Below are 20,622 nucleotides of genomic sequence, written 5' to 3'. Positions count from 1 at the left end.
TCATTTATTCAGCAGCCTCCGACGCGCCCACGAACCCCTTGTCCTTGATGATCGCCTGACCGGCATCGCTTTCAAGGAAAGCGAGGAAAGCCCTGGCGGCGTCGGTTTCGTTTTTCGCTACAAGCGCCGCGGGGTAGAGGATCGGCGCATGACTGTCAGCCGGGAACCGATAGGCTTCGACCAGTCCGGGTGCCGCCGCACGGTCCGATGCATAGACGATGGCCGCCCCGACTTCGCCACGGCTGACATATTGCAGCGCAACGCGCACATTCTCGGCGAAGACCGCATTCTTTTCGACATCCTTCCAGATATCGAGCTTTTCCAGCGCCGTCTTGCCGTATTTGCCCGCCGGCACGTTCGATGGGTCGCCCATGGCGAAACGACCACCGCCCAAAAGCTCCTTGGCCTCGCCCTTCGGCGTGTCCTTCTGCGTTGCGATCACCAGCGCATTGCCTGCCATCACCTTGCGCGAAGCCTTGTCGATGGCACCAGCCTTTTCGACATAATCCATCCAGTCGAGATCGGCGGAGATGAAAATCTGCGCCGGAGCGCCCTGCTCGATCTGCTTGGCCAGAACCGACGAAGAAGCAAAGGACGCGACCACTTCGGTGCCGTCCCGGGCCTTCATCTGCCTGGCGGCTTCTTCGATAACGTCCTTCATGCTGGCGGCCGCGAAAACGGTCACCTTTTCGGCAGCATGAGCAACCGAGGCAGCACCAGCAGCAACAGTGATGAGAAATGCGGCGATCAGTTTCTTCATGAATATCCTCCATATCACCTGCAACAGCAGGCAAACCATCATCCGCCGGAAAACCGGCGCTGTTTCTGTTCGGACATGGGAAATTTCCATGCCCTGACTTGCGATGATGGGTGTGATGGAGGCAAACGCGACCCGGATGCCGTCAAACCCTTGATGCATGGGCGTCCATGCAAAAGCCGCCCAAAATTCCGTAACGAATTCAGATCGTTCCGGAACCAGAGCCACCATAATGCGGTGAAACCCGTTTGACCAGCCCTATGCGGGCATATGCGGCAATAGATCATTGCCGCAAAATGCCGTCAGCTACCGATATGTTTGTGCGCCCCGCGCTTCTCGGCAAGCTTTACCTGCTTCTGGCGCTCCGCATAACGGGCGCGATCTTCCGGCGTCCGCTCGTCATAACAACCGGCGCAGGAAACGCCTTCCTCGAAAAACTGTGAAAGCTTGTCTTCCGGCGAAATCGGACGGCGGCAGGCGCGGCAGAGTTCGACGTCGCTTTCAGCAAGGCCGTGGCCAACGGCCACGCGCTCATCGAACACGAAGCATTCGCCGTTCCACATGCTTTCTTCACGCGGGACTTCTTCAAGATATTTCAGGATACCGCCCTTGAGATGGAAGACATCATCGAAGCCCAGCCCCTTGACGAAGGCCGTCGCCTTTTCGCAGCGAATGCCGCCGGTGCAGAACATGGCGATCTTCTTGCCTTCGAGCTTGTCGCGGTTCTGCTCGACCCATTCGGGAAACTCGCGAAAAGTCTTGGTCTGCGGATCGATCGCCCCTTCAAATGTGCCTATGGCATATTCGTAGTCGTTTCGCGTATCGACCACGACAGTGTCTTCATCCGCGATGAGGGCGTTCCAGTCCTGCGGCGCGACATAGGTGCCCACGCTTTTCAACGGGTCGATGCCCTCGACGCCCATGGTGACGATCTCGCGCTTCAAGCGCACCTTCATGCGATGGAACGGCATTTCGCTGGCATGGGAATATTTGAGTTCGGGCTCTGCCAGGCCGGGAATGACCGTGATGTGCTGCACGAGCTTTTCAATCGCCTGGGCTGTGCCCGCAACCGTCCCGTTGATGCCTTCCGCCGCCAGAAGCAGCGTTCCCTTGATGCCATTCGAGCAGCAAAGCTGAGCCAGCGGCTCGCGCAGGCTCTCATATTGCGGCAGCGGCGCAAAGCAATAAAGGGCGGCAACGGTGAAAGGCAAATTGCTCATCGGTTCTGTCTTCTTTGAAAATTCACCTCGCAACTAATCCCGGCAAACGGCGAATTCAAGTCAACTTTATCCTCCTGCGTCGAAGTCGCCCCAAAATCGGCCTCGCAGATCAACTTTTCGAGGAGCAATAGATGTTCGAGAGCCAGACGATTGCAGCCCTGACAATGATGGCGAAGGAGGCGAAAATCGAACCGGCGGCCTTGCTGGCGATCGCGGAAGTGGAAAGCGGCGGTCGCGCACTTCACAACGTCAATGGCGGCAAGGAACCCGCCATCCGGTTCGAGGGACATTATTTCGACCGCAGGCTATCCGGGCGCTTGCGCGATTACGCAAGGAGCAACGGCCTGTCATCGCCCATTGCAGGGCGGATACGCAATCCCAAATCGCAGGGCGAACGCTGGCTTCTGCTTGAACGGGCAATGGGCCTGAACAAGAAGGCAGCGCTTGAATCCACCTCCTGGGGGCTGGGACAGGTCATGGGCGCACATTGGGAATGGCTTGGCTACATGACGGTTGACGATCTTGTGGCGGAAGCACGCGGGTCGGTTGCCGGGCAAGCGCGGCTGATGCTGCGCTTTATCGAAAAGGCGGAGCTTCTTGAAGTGTTGAAGGCCCGCAACTGGCGCGATTTCGCCCGCCGCTATAATGGCCCTGCCTTTGCCCGCAACGAATATGACAAGCGGATGGCCGAAGCCTATCAGCGCTGGCAAAAACAGCTCGACACGCTTAAAAGAGCCGCATGAACCAGTAACTTTCGGTGGTGGACAAACTGCCGACAGGGATTTAAATCGATTTATCCACTCAAACAGCCGAGCAAGCCGATGTCCCAGAAAACCGACCTTCTCGTTCCCATCATGACAGGCCAGCCGGTCATTCCGGTTTTGTTGATCGACAGGGTAGAACATGCTGTTCCGCTGGCACGGGCGCTTGCCAAGGGTGGATTGCCCGCTATCGAGATCACCTTGCGCACGGCTGCGGCGCTTGACGCCATCCGTGCAGTGGCGTCGGAAGTGCCGGAAGCAATCGTCGGCGCTGGCACTATCCTCAACGCCAAGCAATATGAGGATGCGGCGAAGGCGGGTTCGCGCTTCATCGTCAGCCCCGGCGCGACCAAATATATCGTTGCAGCCGCCAATGACAGCGACGTGCCGCTGCTGCCCGCAGCCATCACGCCGAGCGAGATGCTGGCGCTGCGCGAAGAAGGCTACACCCATCTGAAATTCTTCCCGGCTGAACAGGCTGGCGGCGCATCGTTCCTGAAGGCGTTGTCCTCACCCCTGGCTGGAACGGTCTTCTGCCCAACCGGCGGCATCAGCCTCGCCAATGCAAAAAACTACCTGTCACTGCCGAACGTTGTCTGCGTCGGCGGCTCGTGGGTTGCACCGAAGGAACTCGTTGAGGCAGGTGACTGGGATGCGATTACCCGGCTTGCGAGCGAAGCGGCTGGCCTGAAAGGCTGAGCGAGCCCAAACGGGAAAATAAAAAGGGGCCTTCAGGGCCCTTTTTCTTTTGCATTGTTTCGATCTGACCGACGATCAGTTGGTTTCCGTGAACTTGGCCACCGTCAGGAAGGTAACGGCATTGCCGCTGAACTGGTTGGCGCGTTCGGTAGGCAGATTGCCAGGCTGGAAACCTGCCGTGTAGACCATGGCCGGTGCGGAACGCAGCGCATCGTTGCGGAGGACCGGGTTTGTCACCGGTACGGCGCTGGAAACGGATTCCGCCGACAGGGCAACTTCCGAAGTCGGCATTACGGCAGGCTGAACCACCGCACGCGGCGTGGATTGGGCCTTGGCGATATAGCGTCCGCCCTTTGCTGTGGCGCGAACGCCCGTCTCGGCAGCCTTGCCAATCGCTGCGACCTTCTTCTGGACTGCGGCGGAAGCCGTAGCAGTCGCCTTGGCTGACGCGGTCCGGGCCACAGAAGCCGTCTGCACAGCTGCCGGCGCCTGCTTCGGTGCGGCGTCTACAACCGGCTTGCTGTCATAATAATCGTCGGAAGGCGGTGCGATCAGCTCACCGATCTCATCCTTCTTGGAAAGCAGGGCAAGCTGTGTATTGGCGCGCGGCGCTTCCTTCGGCAGCGAGAAAGCTGCCGTTTCGCCCGGCTGCGGCACGGCTACAGTGCCAGCATCTGCAACCTGTGTCGGTTCGTTCTGCTCGCTGTTGACCAGCGCGGCAATCGCATCCTGGCCGCTTGCGGCAGGTTTTTCGCCCGGGCGCATCGGACGTGCTGACGGGATCACTGCGGCGGCAAGCTGCATATTATCCGTCTCAAGCTGCGGACGGGCCGACGGCACCGGCACAAAACCGTTCATCAGCGGCGAAGGCGTACCGGCCTCGGCAACCTGAACCGTGTTCGCGGCCACGGCGGCGCGAGCCGCGGCAGCAGCATCGGCGGCCGGTTCGGCTGCGGCAAGCGCCACGGCATCCTGCGGCGCCATCGCCGGCTTGCGAGCCGGTATCGGAACATTGAGCGCGGCCACCGGAACTTCGGCTGCGGCCTGCGCCTGGGCATCGAGCCCGGCTTCGGGACGCGGCGCCTGCATCGGCACCGGAGCCTCACGGGCGGGCAAGGCGGCAATCATCGTTTCCCGCGGCTGCTGGACCGGTTCTTCCGGAACCGCCGGAGCCTGACGCGCAGGCACTGCGCGGGCAGGACGTGCGGATGCCGGTGGAGCACTCACCTCACCGCCGCTTTCCTCTTCTTCGTCGGCACCACCACCAAACAGTGCACCGAACAGGCTCTTGCTACGGCGTGGGGATGTATTGCTGGCCACCATGACCTCGCCGCCACCAGCCTTGCGCCTTTCGATCATGGCCAGTGCCTGCTCATAACCGGGCAATGGCTTGCCATCGGCGGGAAGGTGGGCGGTTTTGCCATCCGGGAACAGCGCGAGCAGTTCGCGGCGGCTCATGCGCGGCCAGGAACGGACATTGCCGACATCCATATGGACAAAGGGTGAGCCGGAGCGCGGATAATAGCCGACGCCGCCGATCTGGTAGCGCATGCCGATGCCGCGCAGCTTGGCCAGGGGAACGCCGGGAATGTAGAAGTCCATCGCGCGGCCAAGCATGTGCTGGCTCTTCTTGGCAACGCCGGTGTTGGCGGAACGCGAACGCAGCATGGCATTGGTTGCCGGGGAACGATAAGCGGAGACGACGGTGATATACTGGCTCGAACCGGTGGAGCGATAAACCTGCCAGATCAGGTCGAACAGGCGCGGGTCCATCTTGGTAGGCTCGTTACGACGCCAGTCCCGCAGGAAAACATTCAGCTTCTTCAAGCCCTGCGCATCGAAGCGACCATTTCTCTTGAAGACGATTTCGGCCTTTTCACCGGTATGAACGTAATAAAGCTTGAGAGAGCGGGTTTCAGCCGAAGCCTGCGAAGGAGACAGCGCCAGGACAACCGCAGCGACGGCAAGGGCAGACGGAGCGGACACAGATACCTTCATCGTGGCCTTTATTCCGGTCCAAACCTTCGCAAAGCGCGCTTTAATGGTCGATATGCTGTTCATCGAATCGTATCGCCTTACCGTTTTCCGCCCCCAGAGGCATTCTCCAGGCTTCCCTCGGGGCTTTCTTTGTGGTGCCACAAAAAGCCTGCGTCCCAGTTCCGCTTGAACTCCGATTGTCGGATTTAATGGTTAATGGACGCTTAGTGAACAACAAATGAGGAAACACCATGGCAAAAAAGCCACACACGTGCATCTATTTTCGCCATGGTTAAAAAATTATTAACAGTCTTTAATTCGCAACAGTACCTGCGAGGACCGACAGTATGTCTATTACAAATGACTGAAATTCAATATGTTAGGCCGGATCGATCAGCCCGCAACGCGGTTGAAAGGGGTGATACCTGCCTCTTCCTCGGCGCCTGATCCCTTGCCGGAAATCGACGCCACATCGATGCCATATTCCTTCAGCTTCCGGTAAAGCGTGGTTCTTCCGATACCCAGACGCCGGGCCACTTCACTGATTTGTCCGTCATAATGAGCGATGGCGAACCGGATCATTTCCTCCTCGGCTGCGGCAAGCGTGCGAACCTCGCCCGCTCCGTCTATTCCACTGAACAGACCGGCCGAAGTCACGCCTGGATCCTGATCGACAAGGTTGAACCGGGCGGATTGCTGTGCAGGCCTCATGGCCTCGCTGCCCGCACCTATCTGCGCGAAATCACCCGCTGTCAGCTCGCCAGTGTCGCAGAGGATCACCGCACGGTAAACGGCATTTTTCAGTTCCCGCACATTGCCGGGCCAATGATAGGCCTTCAGCTTTTCCAGCGCATGGGTGGTGATGCCGGTGATATGTCCCATGCGCTCTTCGCTGACAAAGCGCATCATGAACTGATGCAGCAGGATCGGAATATCTTCCGGACGATTGCGTAGGGGCGGCATGGCTACCGCAAAGGAGCCGAGCAGATGATAAAGCCCGGCATGAAAACGTCCCATATCGACGAGATCGGCCAGCGGACGGCTGTTCGACGCCATGATGCGCGCATTGGAAAGCGTGCGCTCGCCGCCGCTTTCGAACTGGCCCGATTGCATTGCGGCAAAAAGCTTGATCTGCGTGTGGCGGGGCAGCGCGCCGACTTCGTCAAGGAAAAGCGTGCCGCCATCGGCTTCCGCAAGCTTTCCAAGGCTGCGCAGGGCATCGCCATCGCGACGGTCGCGCCGTGCTGTCGAAACGCCGAAAAAAACCTCGTCGGCATTATCCACCGTCAGGGTGCGGCAATCGACGGTCACGAAAGGGCCGCGCCAGCGGACACTGCCGCTGCAAATGGCGCGCGCCAGCGTCTCCTTGCCGCTGCCGGGCTCTCCCTCGATCAGAAGCGGCGCATCCAGCGCCGAAGCCCGACGCGCCAGAATCCCGACCCGCTCCATTTCGGGGCTCTTGATCGCCATGTCGGAAAGCGTCAGATGAGCCTTCAGAGAGGAACGCGCGCGGCGGATTTCCTGCGTCAGCGCATCGATCTTCAACACATTGGAAACGGAAACCTGAACGCGCTCGAAGGCGACCGGCTTGGTCACGAAGTCGACCGCGCCCATTTTCATAGCCTGGAGAACCGGCTGGAGATCATCGTTCTGGACGAGAACGATCACCGGCACGCTATTTCCGGCTTCACGCATGCGCCGCAAAACGGTCAGGCCATCCATATCCGGCATGGAAAGATCGAGCAGCATCAGCACAATGTCCTTGCGCTGGCTGACGAAGCTGAGTGCGCTGGCCCCGCCATCCGCCAGGATGGTCCGATAGCCCATGCGCATGACTACCGCTTCCAGATTGCGTCGTTGGATCGGATCGTCATCCGCTATGAGAATGCGCGTGGCCATTAACCGTTATCATTACCTATGGAGTTCCCGCGCCCGAAATACTTAAACAGTTTAAATGTCTCATATTCTAGGCGCGTTATTTGGTGCCAAGCCTTCAGCGAATGCAAGGTACTAAAATGTGCCTCGGTGTCCCATTTCACAAAATTTGTATCCTGAATCCACTCCCTGCTTCAACCATCCGCTTATCCAGCGGCCTGATCGGGGGGCCATCACAAATGATCGAAGCCCTTTTCCCACCTCTTGGCGATCCTGACAAGACGTGCGAGAAGGAGCCTGACAGAGCGGCTCCGGTCAGCGCCGGATCGCGGAGCCGCGCTCTCTCTTTGTTTGTACGCATTATCCGACGAAAAGCCGCTTCGCACTTTTTCTGGAAATGCTCTTGGAGAATGTTCATGACCCGTTTTTCAGAATCCGTTTTCTTCAACAAAGCTTCGCATACGCCTGCCGGCGATGCGGCTGCGGCCGAAAAGGCTGATCTCGGCAACCTGCCGGAATGGAATCTGGGCGATCTTTATCCGTCTGCCGACAGCCCGGAACTGAAAAACGATATTGAAAAAGCCATAAAGGATGCAGCGGCCTTCGAGGAGCGCTGGAAAGGCAAACTCGGCGAAGAAGCGGCCAAGCCAAATGGCGGTAACTTTGCCGATGCAATCAAGGAATTCGAGGCTCTGGACGAGCTGATGGGCCGTATCGGCTCTTTCGCCGGCCTCTATTATTACGGCGACACCACAGATCCGAAGCGCATGAAGCTTTTCGGCGACACGCAGCAAAAGCTGACCGACGCCAGCACGCATCTCATTTTCTTCGGTCTCGAACTGAACCGCATCGAGGACGCCGTTCTCGAAAAGGCTATGAACGACAATGCGGCAATCGGTCATTACCGCCCATGGCTGACCGATCTGCGCCTGGACAAGCCTTACCAGCTCGACGACAAGCTGGAGCAGCTCTTCCATGAAAAGTCGATCACGGGCTATAGCGCCTGGAACCGGCTGTTCGATGAAACCATGTCGGGACTTCGGTTTGAAATCGATGGCAAGGAACTCAGCATCGAGCCGACCCTGAACATGCTTCAGGACGCCGATGGCGCTGTGCGCAGGAAGGCATCGGAAGCGCTGGCAAAGACTTTCGCAGCCAATCTGCGCACTTTCACGCTGATCACCAACACGCTGGCCAAGGACAAGGAAATCTCCGATCGCTGGCGCGGTTTTCAGGACATCGCCGACAGCCGCCACCTTGCCAACCGCGTGGAGCGCGACGTTGTGGATGCTCTGGCAAAGGCGGTGGAAGACGCCTATCCGCGTCTTTCGCACCGCTATTACGCCCTGAAAGCCAAATGGCTCGGCCTTGAAAAGCTTGAGAACTGGGATCGCAACGCACCATTGCCGGAAACGCCGCAGGCGCTGATCCCATGGGACGATGCACGCGAAACGGTGCTTTCCGCCTATGGCAACTTCGCCCCGGAAATGGCCGAGATCGCGAAGAAGTTCTTCGACAAGAACTGGATCGATGCGCCGGTCCGCCCCGGCAAGGCACCGGGCGCATTCGCGCACCCGACGGTTCCGTCGGCGCATCCCTATGTGCTGCTCAACTATATGGGCAAGCCGCGCGATGTGATGACGCTGGCGCACGAATTGGGCCATGGGGTACATCAGGTTCTGGCGGGCAGCCAGGGTGCTCTGATGGCTTCAACGCCGCTGACGCTCGCTGAAACCGCATCCGTGTTCGGCGAAATGCTGACTTTCCGCTCGCTTCTGGCCGCTACACAGGACAAGCGTGAACGCAAGGCCATGCTGGCCCAGAAGGCCGAAGACATGATCAACACGGTCGTGCGCCAGATCGCCTTCTACCAGTTCGAACGTCGCGTCCACACCGAACGGCGCGAAGGCGAGCTGACGGCTGAGCACATCGGCGAAATCTGGATGGATGTGCAGCGCGAAAGCCTTGGCGATGCCGTCAATCTCAATCCGGGTTACGAGACCTTCTGGACCTATATCCCGCATTTCATCCACTCGCCGTTCTATGTCTATGCCTATGCTTTCGGTGACTGCCTGGTGAACTCGCTTTATGCGGTTTACCAGAACTCGGAAAAGGGCTTCCAGGAGAAATATTTCGACATGCTGAAGGCTGGGGGCACCAAACACCACAAGGAATTGCTGGCGCCATTCGGTCTTGATGCGAGCGATCCCGATTTCTGGAGCAAGGGCCTGTCGGTGATCGAAGGCATTATTGACGAGCTTGAAGCCATGGAAGACTGAGGCGACAGTGACCCGAACGGGTAACAAACCGCTCATTCTCTTTCGAGACGACAAGGCGGGCCGCGACGTGCTTTTCGCGGCCCCTTCATTGATCATCCGTGCCGACACGCCGGATGAATTCGAGCCTGCATGGGATGCAATGCAAGAAGCGCACGAGGCCGGAAGATGGCTTGCGGGCTATCTTTCCTATGAAGCCGGCTATTTTCTAGAACCCAAGCTCGAGCCGCTTCTGCCCGAAGGACGCAAGGCGCCGCTTCTCTGCTTCGGCGTATTCGACGGCCCATCCGATGAACGGATGCACGGTCGCAGCGAAGACAACGCCGCCTCCCTGGCCACCTTCCTGTGCAATCCGGTCGCGCAATGGTCGTTCGATGACTATGCGCCGCGTTTCGAGCGCTTGCACCGGCACTTACGCGAAGGCGATTGCTATCAGGGCAACCTCACCTTTCCCATCCACGCGGAATGGGGCGGCGATCCCCTGGTCCTGTTCAACATGCTTGCGAAGCGTCAGCCGGTTCGCTACGCCACCTATTGCGATCTGTGCGGACCGATCATCCTGTCGCGCTCGCCTGAACTTTTCTTCGAGGTCGATGGCGATGGATGGATCGAGACCCACCCGATGAAAGGCACCATGCCGCGCGGTGCCACGCCTGAAGAAGACGAGCAAAACCGCCAGTTCCTGCTGAACGATCCGAAGAATCAGGCTGAAAACCGCATGATCGTCGATCTTCTTCGCAACGACATTTCGCTCGTCAGCGAGGTTGGCTCGCTCGACGTGCCGGAACTTTTCCGCGTCGAAACCTATCCCACCGTCCATCAGATGATCAGCCGTGTGCGCGCCCGTCTGAAAGAGAACCTGCCGCTGCGCTCGCTTTTTGCTGCCCTCTTCCCGTGCGGGTCGATCACCGGCGCGCCCAAGATCAGCGCCATGGAAATCCTGCGTAAACTGGAGACCGGGCCGCGCGACATCTATTGCGGGTCGCTCGGCTGGATCGAGCCGGGCGGACGCATGCGTTTCAACGTTGCCATTCGTACGATCTCGCTTCTGGATGAAAATCGTGCGATCTTCAATGTCGGGGGCGGTGTGGTCTTCGATTCCACGGCGCAAGCGGAGTACGAGGAATGTCTTCTGAAAGCACGGTTCGCGGCACTGTCGAGCCACAAGGGGCGCAAGCCGTGACGATGGAACCCGATTATCAACTGATCGAAACGATGCGCTCGGAACCGCTCTCCGGCATTCTGCGCTTCGACCTGCACATGGCGCGCCTTGAGAATTCCGCCCGTGAACTCGGCTTTGCCTGCAACATGGAAGCCATTCGGCAGAAGGTCGCGGAAGCCGGGGCTGGCGAACAGGCCTTGAAACTGCGGCTGACGCTCGCTCCGGACGGTGTCGCCACTGTCTCGAGCGCTCCCTACGAACCGTTGCCGTCCCAGACGATATGGCGGGTTGCGATAGCCCGCACGCATCTCAATCACAACGATCCCCTGTTGCGCCACAAGACGACCCGGCGGCAGGCCTATATCGCGGCTCGCGAGGAATATTCGCCCGCAGAGATTGACGAAGTCATCCTGCTCAATGATCGGGGCGAGGTCTGCGAAGGCACGATCACGTCGATATTTCTCGATATCGGCGGCGCGGCCTGCATGACGCCCGCGCTTTCATGCGGCCTGCTCGACGGGGTGCTGCGACGTGAATTGCTGAACGACAACGTCGTTGAAGAAGGTATCGTGACCGTCGAGACGCTGAAAAACGCGCGCAACATTCTTGTCGGCAATTCGTTGCGCGGCATGATCCGCGCAAAGCTTGTCGACCTCTGAAATCCTAATATCCATTAAACATGTATTGATGTCATAGCCTTGTGACGTTTCTTTCTTTCTATGAAGTTGTGTTATCGTTCCGGCACATCAGCTAAAGCGGGTGATAATCTGACCGCAATTCTGCGGCATCTGAGAGGAAGAAAATGGCGAAAGCGAAATGGCAAGTCTATGGCGAGATAACTGGCCCTGTCATCATGATCGGCTTCGGGTCGATCGGGCGCGGTACCCTGCCGCTGATTGAACGTCATTTCAAATTCGACAAATCCCGCATGGTCGTGATCGATCCGAGCGAAGCCAACCGCAAGATCCTCGACGACAAGGGCATCCGTTACCTCAAGGAAGCGATCACCAAAGAAAATTACAAGAAGGTTCTCGGTCCCCTTCTGAAGGGAACGGAGGGCCAGCCCTTCGTCGTCAATCTTTCGGTCGATACCGGATCGCTCGATCTGATGCGTTACGCCCGCGAGCATGGCGCGCTTTATATCGACACGGTGGTGGAACCCTGGCTCGGCTTTTATTTCGATGAAAAAGCCGACAATGCCTCGCGCACCAATTACGCGCTGCGCGAAACAGTCCGCGCTGAAAAGCGCAAGAACCCCGGCGGAACGACCGCGGTTTCCTGCTGCGGCGCCAATCCGGGCATGGTTTCCTGGTTCGTCAAGAAAGCGCTTGTCGACCTCGCGACCGATCTGAAGCTCGATTTCACCGAACCGGCGGCGGATGACCGTCACGGCTGGGCGAAACTGATGAAGAAGGCTGGTGTCAAGGGCATCCATATCGCGGAGCGTGACACTCAGCGCGCCAAGGAGCCCAAGCCCTTCAACACTTTCTGGAACACGTGGTCCGTCGAGGGCTTTATTGCCGAAGGCCTGCAACCGGCGGAACTCGGCTGGGGCAGCCACGAAAAATGGATGCCCAAGAACGCCCGCAAGCAGAAGAAGGGCAACAAGGCCGCGATTTTCCTCGAGCAGCCCGGCGGCAATACCCGCATCCGCACCTGGTGCCCGACGCTCGGCGCGCAATATGGCCTGCTGGTCACCCATAATGAAGCAATTTCCATCGCCGATTTTTTCACGCTGCGCGACAAGAAGGGCAAGCTCGACTTCCGCCTGACCTGCCATTACGCGTATCACCCCAGCAACGACGCCATTCTGGCGCTTGACGAAATGTTCGGTGCGGGCGGCAAAGCGCAGCCGGTGCAGCATGTGCTTGAAGAGCATGAAATTCTCGATGGCAGCGATGAGCTCGGCGTGCTGCTTTATGGCCACGACAAGAATGCCTATTGGTATGGCTCGCAACTGACTGTCGAGGAGGCGCGCAAACTTGCGCCCTATCAGAACGCAACCGGCCTGCAGGTTTCCTCCGCCGTTCTGGCTGGCATGGTCTGGGCACTGGAAAATCCGCAGAGCGGGATCGTCGAGACGGACGAAATGGATTACCGCCGCTGCCTTGAAGTCCAGATGCAGTATCTGGGCCCCGTGAAGGGCTATTACACCGACTGGACGCCGCTGGAAGGTCGCGGCCACCTGTTCAAGGAAGATCTCGATACCAAGGACCCATGGCAGTTCCGCAATATTCTGGTGCGTTGATTGAACCGGCCCGGTTTCGACCGGGCCATTCCATGAGGATAGGCGTCTGTCCCTCTCTGCCCGCAACATGACGAGGCTGATCGCAAGCCGGTTTCCCGATCTGGTGGCTCTGATCTGCGGGCTGCTCGTTCTGCCCTGGATTCTGGGCGTCCCCGGTCACCCTGAGCCAATGGTACGGCTTGGATGGACAATCGGACTGATCTCGATTGTCGTCTATCTCGTTCTTTATCAGATAGCGAAATCCCTTGCGTCCAAAGCCTCGTTCAGGAGCAATAGTGCGGCCGGGCGCTATCTCCACCGCATGCTTGCAACGTCGTCGGTCATCGCAACCGTCATGCTGGCGATATCCGTCATGCTCGTTTTGGGGTCGTAATCGCGAAGCAGAAGGACCCGGCGCACCCTTTGCCGGGCGCGGCGATCTTGCATCATTGCTAACAAATCGACAAGCCCGGCACCTATTCCTCGCATTGAGGACTTGTTTTCGTGCAAGTTTCCATACATCAAACTAATCATCCCGAGCGGTTCCCATCAGCACGGTATCGTTGATACCGCTCTAAATATCTGGTTACGCATTTCAGATGCCAGCTAAGCTACGGTTCTGGCTCGGAATGCTCTAATGGAGAGCATGGATATGAAACGCTTCCGCATCATTGCCCCTCTTGCAGTCATGTCGCTGGCGTTGGCAGCGTGCGAAACGACTGGACCGGTCGGCGGCAATGTCCCGGTCGTCTCCCGCGCGCCGGCTGGCATCGAAGGCAGCTGGGTCGATCCCAACGGCATCGTTTCGTCCTTCAATGGCGGCATTTTCGAGACCCGCGCCACCGACACGAACGAAAAGCTTGCCGAAGGCAACTATCGTTATCAGTCGCCACAGCTTGTTGAAATCGACATGCGCTCCATCGTGCGCGGCACCTCGTCGAAGGTAAACTGCGCCCTCGTCTCGCCGACGCAGCTGAACTGCACGTCCTCGTCGGGCTCGCGCTTCTCCCTCACGCGTCGCGCAGCCGGTTAAGCAGCGGATATTTCGCGTAAATCTCGAATAATGACGGCGCGGGCAACACCCGCGCCGATAGAATTTCGCCAGCGGCAATTGTCAGGATTGTAATTTGTCTTTTTTTCTCTAGTTTTCCGGCTGAACAGGAGTCGGACGATGAGTGAGATGGACAAAGTGCAGGAGAAGCCCAACCAGACAACCAGACCGGAGGCGCAAGGAAAGCTGCCGAAAGTTGGTGTTCTGCTGGTCAATCTCGGCACGCCGGATGGCACGAGTTATGGCCCGATGCGCCGCTATCTGGCCGAGTTTCTCTCGGATCGCCGCGTCATCGAATGGCCGCGCCTGATCTGGTACCCGATTCTTTACGGCATCGTTCTCAACACCCGCCCGAAACGGTCTGGCAGGCTTTACGACCGCATCTGGAATCGCGAGAAGAACGAATCTCCCTTGCGGACCTATACCCGCGCGCAGGGTGAGAAACTTGCCGGGGCGCTCGCTGAATATCCCAATGTGGTGGTGGATTGGGCGATGCGTTACGGCCAGCCGTCCATTGAAAGCGTCACCGACCGCCTGCTGGAGCAGGGTTGCGAGCGGATCGTCATGTTCCCGCTCTACCCGCAATATTCGGCGACGACCACCGCGACGGTGAACGACAAGTTCTTCGAAGCGCTCATGAAGAAGCGCTTCCAGCCAGCAGTGCGCATCGTGCCATCCTATGAAGCGGAACCGGTCTATATCGAGGCGCTGGCACGTTCCATCGAGAAGCATCTGGAAACGCTTTCCTTCAAGCCGGAAGTGATCCTCGCTTCCTATCACGGCATTCCGAAAAGCTATTCGGACAAGGGCGATCCCTACCGCCAGCAATGCCTTGAAACATCACGCCTGCTGCAGGCGCGGCTGGGTTTGGATGATAGCCAGTTTCGTTCCACCTTCCAGTCGCGTTTCGGGCCTGAAGAATGGCTCCAGCCCTATACGGACGAAACGGTGGAGGAATTGGCCAAGCACGGGGTGAAGTCGATGGCCGTCCTCAATCCGGGGTTCGTTGCCGACTGCCTGGAAACGGTGGATGAGATCGGCAACGAAGCAGCCGAAGAATTTCTTGAAAATGGCGGCGAGAATTTCAGCCACATTCCTTGTCTCAATGACGGCGAGGACGGCATGAAAGTGATCGAGACGCTGGTACGTCGCGAATTGCAGGGTTGGGTCTAGATTGAAGGGAGTAAGGCAATAGGGCAGTAAGGCAGTATGTTCCGATCTGTGCTAGATTCCGCCTACTGCCTTATTGCCCTACTGCCCTATTGCCTTAAGGAAAAACAATGACCGGTTTCGATATCACGTTACTCATTCTGGCCGCGCTGGTTCTGGCGACACTGTTTGCCGGCATCAAGACCGTGCCGCAGGGTTTTAATTATACGGTCGAGCGGTTCGGCCGCTACACGCGTACCCTCAATCCCGGCCTCAATCTGATCGTGCCGTTTTTCGACCGCATCGGCGCCCGCCTCAACATGATGGAGCAGGTGCTGGATGTCCCGACGCAGGAAGTCATCACCCGCGACAATGCCATCGTCGGCGTCGACGGCGTGGCATTCTATCAGGTGCTGAATGCGGCTCAGGCGGCCTATCAGGTCGCCAACCTCCAATATGCAATCCTCAACCTGACCATGACGAACATTCGTACCGTCATGGGTTCGATGGACCTCGACGAGCTTCTTTCCAACCGCGATGCGATCAATGACCGCCTGCTGCGTGTCGTCGACGAGGCCGCCCATCCGTGGGGCATCAAGATGACCCGCGTGGAAATCAAGGATATCAACCCGCCGGCAGACATAGTGACTTCAATGGCCCGCCAGATGAAGGCCGAGCGCGACAAGCGCGCACAGGTTCTGGAAGCGGAAGGCGACCGCAACGCGCAGATTCTGCGCGCCGAAGGCCAGAAGCAGTCGCAGATTCTCGAAGCAGAAGGCAAGCTGGAAGCGGCCAAGCGCGAGGCGGAGGCACGCGAGCGTCTTGCCGAGGCCGAGGCGAAAGCCACGACCATGGTTTCCGAAGCTGTCTCCAATGGCAATGTGCAGGCGCTCAATTACTTCGTCGCGCAAAAATACACCGAAGCCCTGAGCAATATCGCGAGCGCCAAGAACCAGAAGGTCGTGTTGATGCCGCTTGAGGCAAGCTCTCTCATCGGTTCGCTTGGCGGCATTGGCGCAATTGCCAGGGAAGTCTTTGGCGATGGCAACCGGCCGGTCGATCCGACGCCGCAGTCGCCAGCCCCGTCCCGCCCACGCAGCGTTCCGCCAGCAACGCGCTGAAACCAGGAAAGAGGGCGCCATGATTATTGAGTTTCTATCCGGTCTCGGCATATGGAACTGGCTCGTCTTCGGGCTGGTCCTGCTCATTCTGGAAATTCTGGCGCCCGGTTTTTTCTTCATCTGGTTCGGGCTTGCGGCTCTCGTGACAGGCGGCCTCGCCTTTCTCCTGTCTTCAACGGCGGCATTCGGCTGGCAGTTTCAGACCGTGGTGTTCCTTGTTCTGGCTGTCATCTTCGTGCTGGCGGGGCGCCGGTTGTTCGGCTCGCGCAGCACCGATGCCGACGAGGCCTTTCTCAATCGTCGCGGGGAGCAGCTGGTCGGCCGGCGCGCCACATTGACGGAACCCATCGTCAACGGGCGTGGACGTATCCGTATCAACGATACGATGTGGCGTGTGAAAGGACCCGACCTGCCAGTCGGCACTGAAGTCCGCGTGATTGCCTTCGATCCGCTCTCGCTGGAAATCGAAGTTGCCGAGTAAGACGGCACCGGCGTGTATTAGCCCGTCGAAATGCACTACGACTTGACGGTGCGATTAAGCATCTCCGTGAAATATCCGTGGAGATCGTTGTTCGCCTGCCTTTCGAACTGGAGACGTTCCCGTTCGATCTGCGCTTCTTTCGGCGTCATGTCGAAACGCGCACGAAAGCCGCGCAGCAGTTGGTTACCGCTCGAAAACCCTAAACTATACGCAATCTGGCTGACCGAACGGGATTGCTTGGACGGCTTGGCCAATTGCTTGAATGCTTCATCCAGTCGCCGGTCGCGAATGATCTTCGCCACGCCGCCATCCTCTGCGAATGCACGATAAAGATGGGAGCGCGAAACCCTGAGCTTTTGCTGAATAAGCTCGGGTGACAGCTCCTGCTCACCAATATTCTGATCGATGAAGGCCAGGACCCTCTGACGAAGAGCTATGCTCATGGAAGGGTAATCTTCCAGGGACTCCAGCGCATCCCCTTTCACGGCTCCCGCCAAAAGCGCGATCAGTGCTTCCTCCGATGCCAGAGCCTCCACCGGCGAAAGGGAGCGTTCAAGAGACCGTATCCCCTTGAGGTAGGTTGCGATCAGCCGGGTCATTGGCTGATCCCCACGCAGGACGACCCCATGGAGGCTGCGCGGCCCGATCACCTTTTCAAGATCGCGCCGGGAGACTGCAAGCGAAATCCTGGAGCCCGCATCGACCTCGCTCTTGAAGGCTTTCGAAAGGTCGAGAAAGCAGATATCGCCAACGTCGGCGCGCACGCCGAGACCGTTGAAATCGCCGTTCATCTTTCCCGATGTAAAGAGCTGGATAAGATAATAATCCAGATCGCTGTGCACGATAGTGCGGTGATCGCGGATATATCGCTGGCCGTTGAACGATACCGTTCCGATTGCAATCGAACCCAGCGGACGAGAACTTATCGCTCCCTCCAGCGGTTCCTTGCTGTCTGGCGAAAGGGGCATGGTGTCGAATACGGGCCGAGTGGCCTCGCGCCAGAAATCATTGCGCGCTTCGACTTCCACCATAGCGATTGAGATAAAGGTTTCGTTACTCATTGCCCCTGCCACCATGCAACGCGCCGCCAAGACACCGATAACAGACGTAACGCCAGCCAACTTTCATTCCCGGCGCGGGATGAGAGCAAAGCCTTCGTTCGCACGCATGACCGCTAAAACTACAAATAGCGGGCACTTATTTATGCAAGCGCAGGCACGTTAAAGCACATTCGTGAGATAAAATGAAGAATAAAATGAGACGTCCCGCCGTGAGGACTTCTTCTAACTGATACAATTGCTTGTTTTGTTATGAGATGAAATCAAGGACACCCAACCGGGCGAAGCGCTTTCGCTCCAATGAGGGATCGTGTCACCGCGGGCAACAGGACAGCCGAGGTTCGGCACAGACGACCAACCGGACACCCACAACGTCTTATCCACATACAATGAGGACTAGTACAAATGATGCAAAGGCGAGCCTTTAAAAAGTTTACGTCCATCGCCGCAGCCTGCGCCTTGATGCTGGGAAATGTAATTCCGGCAGCCCAGGCGTGCACCGGCATCAGGTTGATCGCGGCAGACGGCAGTGTCGTTTACGCACGAACCCTCGAATTCGGCCTCGACCTCAAGTCAGAAATCATGATGGTGCCGCGCGGCTTTTCGCGCACCGGCACCACCCCTGACGGCAAGGGCGGCCTGAAATGGACTGCCAAATACGCATCTGTCGGCATGAATGGAGCGGGCCTGCCCGACCTGTTCGATGGCCTGAACGAAAAGGGACTGGGTGCGGGAATGTTCTATTTCCCCACTTCCGCAGGTTATATGCCCTATACGGCTGAGGTTTCTGACCGAACAATCTCCCAATGGGAATTCGTGTCATATGTCCTCGGAAATTTTGCTACCGTCGATGAAGTGAAGGAAAATATCGGGAATATCGTGGTAGCGTCCTCGGTATTCTCCCAATGGGGCTTTGCCCCGGAAGCACATTACATCGTGCATGATGCGACGGGAAAAAGCATTGTCGTTGAATATGTCGGCGGCAAGCTGAATGTCTATGACAATCCCCTCGGCGTTATCACGAATACACCGGGCTTCGATTTCCATATGAACAATCTGCGCCAGTACACGAATTTTTCCATGACGGGAAAGCCTTCGATCAAGCTCGGCTCGGTTGAAATTGTCCCGACGGGTCAGGGCTCGGGCATGCTTGGCTTGCCGGGCGATTTCACGCCGCCATCGCGCTTCGTTCGCGCGGTTGCATTCTCACAATCGGTATTCCAGCCAAAGACTGAACAGGACGCCGTCCTTCAGGTCTTCAAGATTCTCAACCAGTTCGACATTCCTAAGGGCTCGTCGCGAGACGGCGAAAAGGATGCGAACGGCAATGTAATGGCTGACTATACGATCTGGACAGGCGCCAGCGATTTGAAGAGCAAGCGCTACTTCTTCCGCACTTACGACAACAGCCAGATCCGTTCTGTTGATCTCATGAAGATGGATATCGACGGGAAGGACATGGTGAAAGTGTCGATCCAGGGCAATGAAAAGATCGAGGACGTTACCCCCGCAGTCCGTCCCTGATCGTGGAACCATCGTCGCCCCGTCGGGTTGCTGGCCGGGCGACGACTGCAGGTAGTTCCCGAAAATGAGCCTCTATGAGGCTCGCAAATCGACTTTCACGCAATCCGGCTATCGTTTCGATGGCCGGATTGCGTGCGCATTGGCGCGAAAATAAACGGCTTGAACGCCTTATCAGGCTGCGCCTATGCGCAACAGATCGTGGAAATGCACGAGACCGATCGGGCGACCGGCCTCAACGACGATCAGCGCACCGATGTGATTTTCGTTGATCGTATTGAGGGCTGCGGTCGCCAGCATGTTCTGGTCAACCGTTTTCGGCTTGCGCGTCATGATTTCATCGACCGACAACGCGGCTAGGTTGCGGCTCAGATTGCGCGAGATATCGCCATCCGTGACAATGCCGGCCAGATCGCCGCCATCATCCACAACCACGACGCAGCCAAAGCTCTTCTGGGCCAGTACCTTCATCGCATCGGGCATGGAGGTGCCCATCTTTACCAACGGCAGGCGCTCGCCGCGATGCATGATATCGCGGATATGGATCAGACTTGCGCCCAGGGAGCCGCCGGGATGAAAAGTCTTGAAGTCGCTCGGGGTAAAGCCGCGCGCTTCCAGCAGCGCAATTGCCAGCGCGTCGCCGATGGCGAGCTGCATCATGGTCGAGGTCGTGGGCGCCAGACCATGCGGGCAGGCCTCGGCGGTCTTCGGCAGCAGCAACACGACATCCGCCGCGCGGCCGAGGGCCGAATTCTCGCCTGCAGTGATCGCGATCAGCGGAATACGGAAGCGCTGCGAATAATTGACGATGCCCTTCAGTTCCGCCGTTTCGCCAGACCATGAGATGGCCAGAATGACATCATCGCGGCCGATCATGCCGAGATCACCGTGATTGGCTTCTGCCGAATGTACGAAAAATGCCGAGGTGCCGGTGGAGGCAAAGGTGGCCGCAAGCTTGGAACCGATATGGCCGCTTTTGCCGACGCCGGTCACGACCAGGCGTCCGCGCGAAGCGACGATCAGCTTCACCGCTTCGACGAATGGGGCGGAAAGGCCATTGTTCAGCGCGTCTTCCAGCGCGGCGAGACCCGCATTTTCGGTTTTTATGGTACGCAACGCTGACGCGATGGCCGCTTCTGCGTTTGCCGGAGGGGTGATCTGATCGAGCTTTTCCATGGCCGCAAGGGTTAGCTTCTTCGCAGGCGCTTGTCCAAACATTTGTGTGGCCCGAACCGTCGTGATGCGAGCCGCAGCAACCAAGAATTAACCATGTGCCTTTACCGTTCA

The 20,622-nt window shown here is 58.1% G+C and carries 18 protein-coding genes; 12 read left to right on the top strand and 6 right to left on the bottom strand.

Translation table 11 applies throughout. From position 1 onward, the window contains the following. Positions 1–4: 4 nt before the first annotated feature. Together modA and trhO are read right to left on the bottom strand one after the other, a co-directional pair. Positions 5–760 (bottom strand): molybdate ABC transporter substrate-binding protein, encoded by a 756-nt coding sequence (gene modA / locus ABWW28_RS18610; protein ID WP_176588266.1) that lies wholly within the window; start codon positions 758–760, stop codon positions 5–7. 299 nt (positions 761–1,059) lie between these two features. Then, entirely contained in the window at positions 1,060–1,977 is a 918-nt protein-coding gene (trhO, locus tag ABWW28_RS18605; protein ID WP_176588265.1) for an oxygen-dependent tRNA uridine(34) hydroxylase TrhO, read from the bottom strand. A 131-nt stretch (positions 1,978–2,108) separates the two neighbouring features. On the opposite strand from trhO, the gene ABWW28_RS18600 reads away from it, so the two are divergent. Together ABWW28_RS18600 and ABWW28_RS18595 are read left to right on the top strand one after the other, a co-directional pair. Then, positions 2,109–2,720, top strand: coding sequence for an N-acetylmuramidase family protein (locus tag ABWW28_RS18600; RefSeq protein WP_176588264.1), 612 nt, complete (start codon positions 2,109–2,111; stop codon positions 2,718–2,720). A 78-nt stretch (positions 2,721–2,798) separates the two neighbouring features. After that, on the top strand, positions 2,799–3,437 hold the full coding sequence (locus ABWW28_RS18595) for a 2-dehydro-3-deoxy-phosphogluconate aldolase (protein WP_025091773.1): 639 nt from the start codon (positions 2,799–2,801) through the stop codon (positions 3,435–3,437). A 75-nt stretch (positions 3,438–3,512) separates the two neighbouring features. Here ABWW28_RS18595 and ABWW28_RS18590 read toward each other — a convergent pair whose 3' ends face one another. Both ABWW28_RS18590 and ABWW28_RS18585 read right to left on the bottom strand, forming a co-directional pair. Beyond that, the gene (locus ABWW28_RS18590; RefSeq protein ID WP_176588263.1) at positions 3,513–5,498 is read right to left on the bottom strand and encodes a peptidoglycan L,D-endopeptidase MepK; all 1,986 of its coding nucleotides are present in this window, start codon (positions 5,496–5,498) and stop codon (positions 3,513–3,515) included. 309 nt (positions 5,499–5,807) lie between these two features. After that, positions 5,808–7,313, bottom strand: a complete 1,506-nt coding sequence (locus ABWW28_RS18585; RefSeq protein ID WP_113342345.1) for a sigma-54-dependent transcriptional regulator — start codon at positions 7,311–7,313, stop codon at positions 5,808–5,810. Between the two features lie 392 nt (positions 7,314–7,705). On the opposite strand from ABWW28_RS18585, the gene ABWW28_RS18580 reads away from it, so the two are divergent. From ABWW28_RS18580 to ABWW28_RS18540, 9 genes are all read left to right on the top strand, one after another. After that, entirely contained in the window at positions 7,706–9,568 is a 1,863-nt protein-coding gene (locus ABWW28_RS18580) for a M3 family oligoendopeptidase (RefSeq protein ID WP_113342346.1), read from the top strand. Positions 9,569–9,575: 7 nt separating this feature from the next. Continuing rightward, a complete protein-coding gene (locus tag ABWW28_RS18575; RefSeq protein WP_113342347.1) occupies positions 9,576–10,748 on the top strand; it encodes an aminodeoxychorismate synthase component I in 1,173 nt (390 codons plus the stop codon). Continuing rightward, positions 10,691–11,386, top strand: a complete 696-nt coding sequence (locus ABWW28_RS18570) for an aminotransferase class IV family protein (protein WP_006469469.1) — start codon at positions 10,691–10,693, stop codon at positions 11,384–11,386. Before ABWW28_RS18575 ends, ABWW28_RS18570 begins: the two co-directional genes overlap by 58 nt. 143 nt (positions 11,387–11,529) lie before the next feature. Next, positions 11,530–12,975 (top strand): homospermidine synthase, encoded by a 1,446-nt coding sequence (locus tag ABWW28_RS18565; protein WP_113342348.1) that lies wholly within the window; start codon positions 11,530–11,532, stop codon positions 12,973–12,975. Positions 12,976–13,042: 67 nt separating this feature from the next. Next, on the top strand, positions 13,043–13,348 hold the full coding sequence (locus tag ABWW28_RS18560; protein WP_113342349.1) for a hypothetical protein: 306 nt from the start codon (positions 13,043–13,045) through the stop codon (positions 13,346–13,348). Between the two features lie 258 nt (positions 13,349–13,606). Next, on the top strand, positions 13,607–13,987 hold the full coding sequence (omp10, locus tag ABWW28_RS18555; protein WP_006473350.1) for an outer membrane lipoprotein Omp10: 381 nt from the start codon (positions 13,607–13,609) through the stop codon (positions 13,985–13,987). Between the two features lie 138 nt (positions 13,988–14,125). Next, entirely contained in the window at positions 14,126–15,178 is a 1,053-nt protein-coding gene (gene hemH / locus ABWW28_RS18550; protein ID WP_121991078.1) for a ferrochelatase, read from the top strand. A gap of 107 nt (positions 15,179–15,285) precedes the next feature. Beyond that, positions 15,286–16,275 carry an SPFH domain-containing protein gene (locus tag ABWW28_RS18545; RefSeq protein ID WP_021585319.1) on the top strand — a complete coding sequence of 330 codons (990 nt, stop codon included), beginning with the start codon at positions 15,286–15,288 and terminating at the stop codon, positions 16,273–16,275. Positions 16,276–16,294: 19 nt separating this feature from the next. Then, positions 16,295–16,756: an NfeD family protein gene (locus tag ABWW28_RS18540; protein ID WP_113342351.1), complete on the top strand. Its 462-nt coding sequence runs from the start codon at positions 16,295–16,297 to the stop codon at positions 16,754–16,756. A gap of 35 nt (positions 16,757–16,791) precedes the next feature. On the opposite strand, the gene ABWW28_RS18535 is transcribed toward ABWW28_RS18540, so the two are convergent. Beyond that, positions 16,792–17,817, bottom strand: a complete 1,026-nt coding sequence (locus ABWW28_RS18535; protein WP_247886244.1) for an AraC-like ligand-binding domain-containing protein — start codon at positions 17,815–17,817, stop codon at positions 16,792–16,794. 402 nt (positions 17,818–18,219) lie between these two features. Here ABWW28_RS18535 and ABWW28_RS18530 point away from each other — a divergent pair, with 402 nt between their 5' ends. After that, positions 18,220–19,338 (top strand): linear amide C-N hydrolase, encoded by a 1,119-nt coding sequence (locus ABWW28_RS18530; RefSeq protein WP_247886243.1) that lies wholly within the window; start codon positions 18,220–18,222, stop codon positions 19,336–19,338. A 171-nt stretch (positions 19,339–19,509) separates the two neighbouring features. Here the strand turns inward: ABWW28_RS18530 and ABWW28_RS18525 are convergent, their stop codons facing one another. Further along, positions 19,510–20,511: a KpsF/GutQ family sugar-phosphate isomerase gene (locus ABWW28_RS18525; protein ID WP_063621283.1), complete on the bottom strand. Its 1,002-nt coding sequence runs from the start codon at positions 20,509–20,511 to the stop codon at positions 19,510–19,512. Positions 20,512–20,622 lie beyond the last annotated feature (111 nt).

It is taken from the genome of Brucella sp. NBRC 14130, assembly GCF_040371715.1.
Taxonomy (GTDB): Bacteria; Pseudomonadota; Alphaproteobacteria; order Rhizobiales; family Rhizobiaceae; genus Brucella; species Brucella intermedia.
This window is presented reverse-complemented; position numbering and strand designations above follow the sequence as displayed.

What these genes read in the sequence shown, in the direction of transcription:
- ABWW28_RS18530 (WP_247886243.1), top strand. Translation starts at nt 18,220, where the DNA reads ATGATGCAAAGGCGAGCCTTTAAAAAGTTTACGTCCATCGCCGCAGCC.
- ABWW28_RS18585 (WP_113342345.1), bottom strand. Translation starts at nt 7,313, where the DNA reads ATGGCCACGCGCATTCTCATAGCGGATGACGATCCGATCCAACGACGC.
- omp10 (WP_006473350.1), top strand. Translation starts at nt 13,607, where the DNA reads ATGAAACGCTTCCGCATCATTGCCCCTCTTGCAGTCATGTCGCTGGCG.
- ABWW28_RS18560 (WP_113342349.1), top strand. Translation starts at nt 13,043, where the DNA reads ATGACGAGGCTGATCGCAAGCCGGTTTCCCGATCTGGTGGCTCTGATC.
- ABWW28_RS18540 (WP_113342351.1), top strand. Translation starts at nt 16,295, where the DNA reads ATGATTATTGAGTTTCTATCCGGTCTCGGCATATGGAACTGGCTCGTC.
- trhO (WP_176588265.1), bottom strand. Translation starts at nt 1,977, where the DNA reads ATGAGCAATTTGCCTTTCACCGTTGCCGCCCTTTATTGCTTTGCGCCG.
- ABWW28_RS18525 (WP_063621283.1), bottom strand. Translation starts at nt 20,511, where the DNA reads ATGGAAAAGCTCGATCAGATCACCCCTCCGGCAAACGCAGAAGCGGCC.
- ABWW28_RS18595 (WP_025091773.1), top strand. Translation starts at nt 2,799, where the DNA reads ATGTCCCAGAAAACCGACCTTCTCGTTCCCATCATGACAGGCCAGCCG.
- ABWW28_RS18600 (WP_176588264.1), top strand. Translation starts at nt 2,109, where the DNA reads ATGTTCGAGAGCCAGACGATTGCAGCCCTGACAATGATGGCGAAGGAG.
- ABWW28_RS18580 (WP_113342346.1), top strand. Translation starts at nt 7,706, where the DNA reads ATGACCCGTTTTTCAGAATCCGTTTTCTTCAACAAAGCTTCGCATACG.
- ABWW28_RS18545 (WP_021585319.1), top strand. Translation starts at nt 15,286, where the DNA reads ATGACCGGTTTCGATATCACGTTACTCATTCTGGCCGCGCTGGTTCTG.
- ABWW28_RS18590 (WP_176588263.1), bottom strand. Translation starts at nt 5,498, where the DNA reads ATGAACAGCATATCGACCATTAAAGCGCGCTTTGCGAAGGTTTGGACC.
- ABWW28_RS18570 (WP_006469469.1), top strand. Translation starts at nt 10,691, where the DNA reads ATGTCTTCTGAAAGCACGGTTCGCGGCACTGTCGAGCCACAAGGGGCG.
- ABWW28_RS18535 (WP_247886244.1), bottom strand. Translation starts at nt 17,817, where the DNA reads ATGAGTAACGAAACCTTTATCTCAATCGCTATGGTGGAAGTCGAAGCG.
- ABWW28_RS18565 (WP_113342348.1), top strand. Translation starts at nt 11,530, where the DNA reads ATGGCGAAAGCGAAATGGCAAGTCTATGGCGAGATAACTGGCCCTGTC.
- hemH (WP_121991078.1), top strand. Translation starts at nt 14,126, where the DNA reads ATGAGTGAGATGGACAAAGTGCAGGAGAAGCCCAACCAGACAACCAGA.
- modA (WP_176588266.1), bottom strand. Translation starts at nt 760, where the DNA reads ATGAAGAAACTGATCGCCGCATTTCTCATCACTGTTGCTGCTGGTGCT.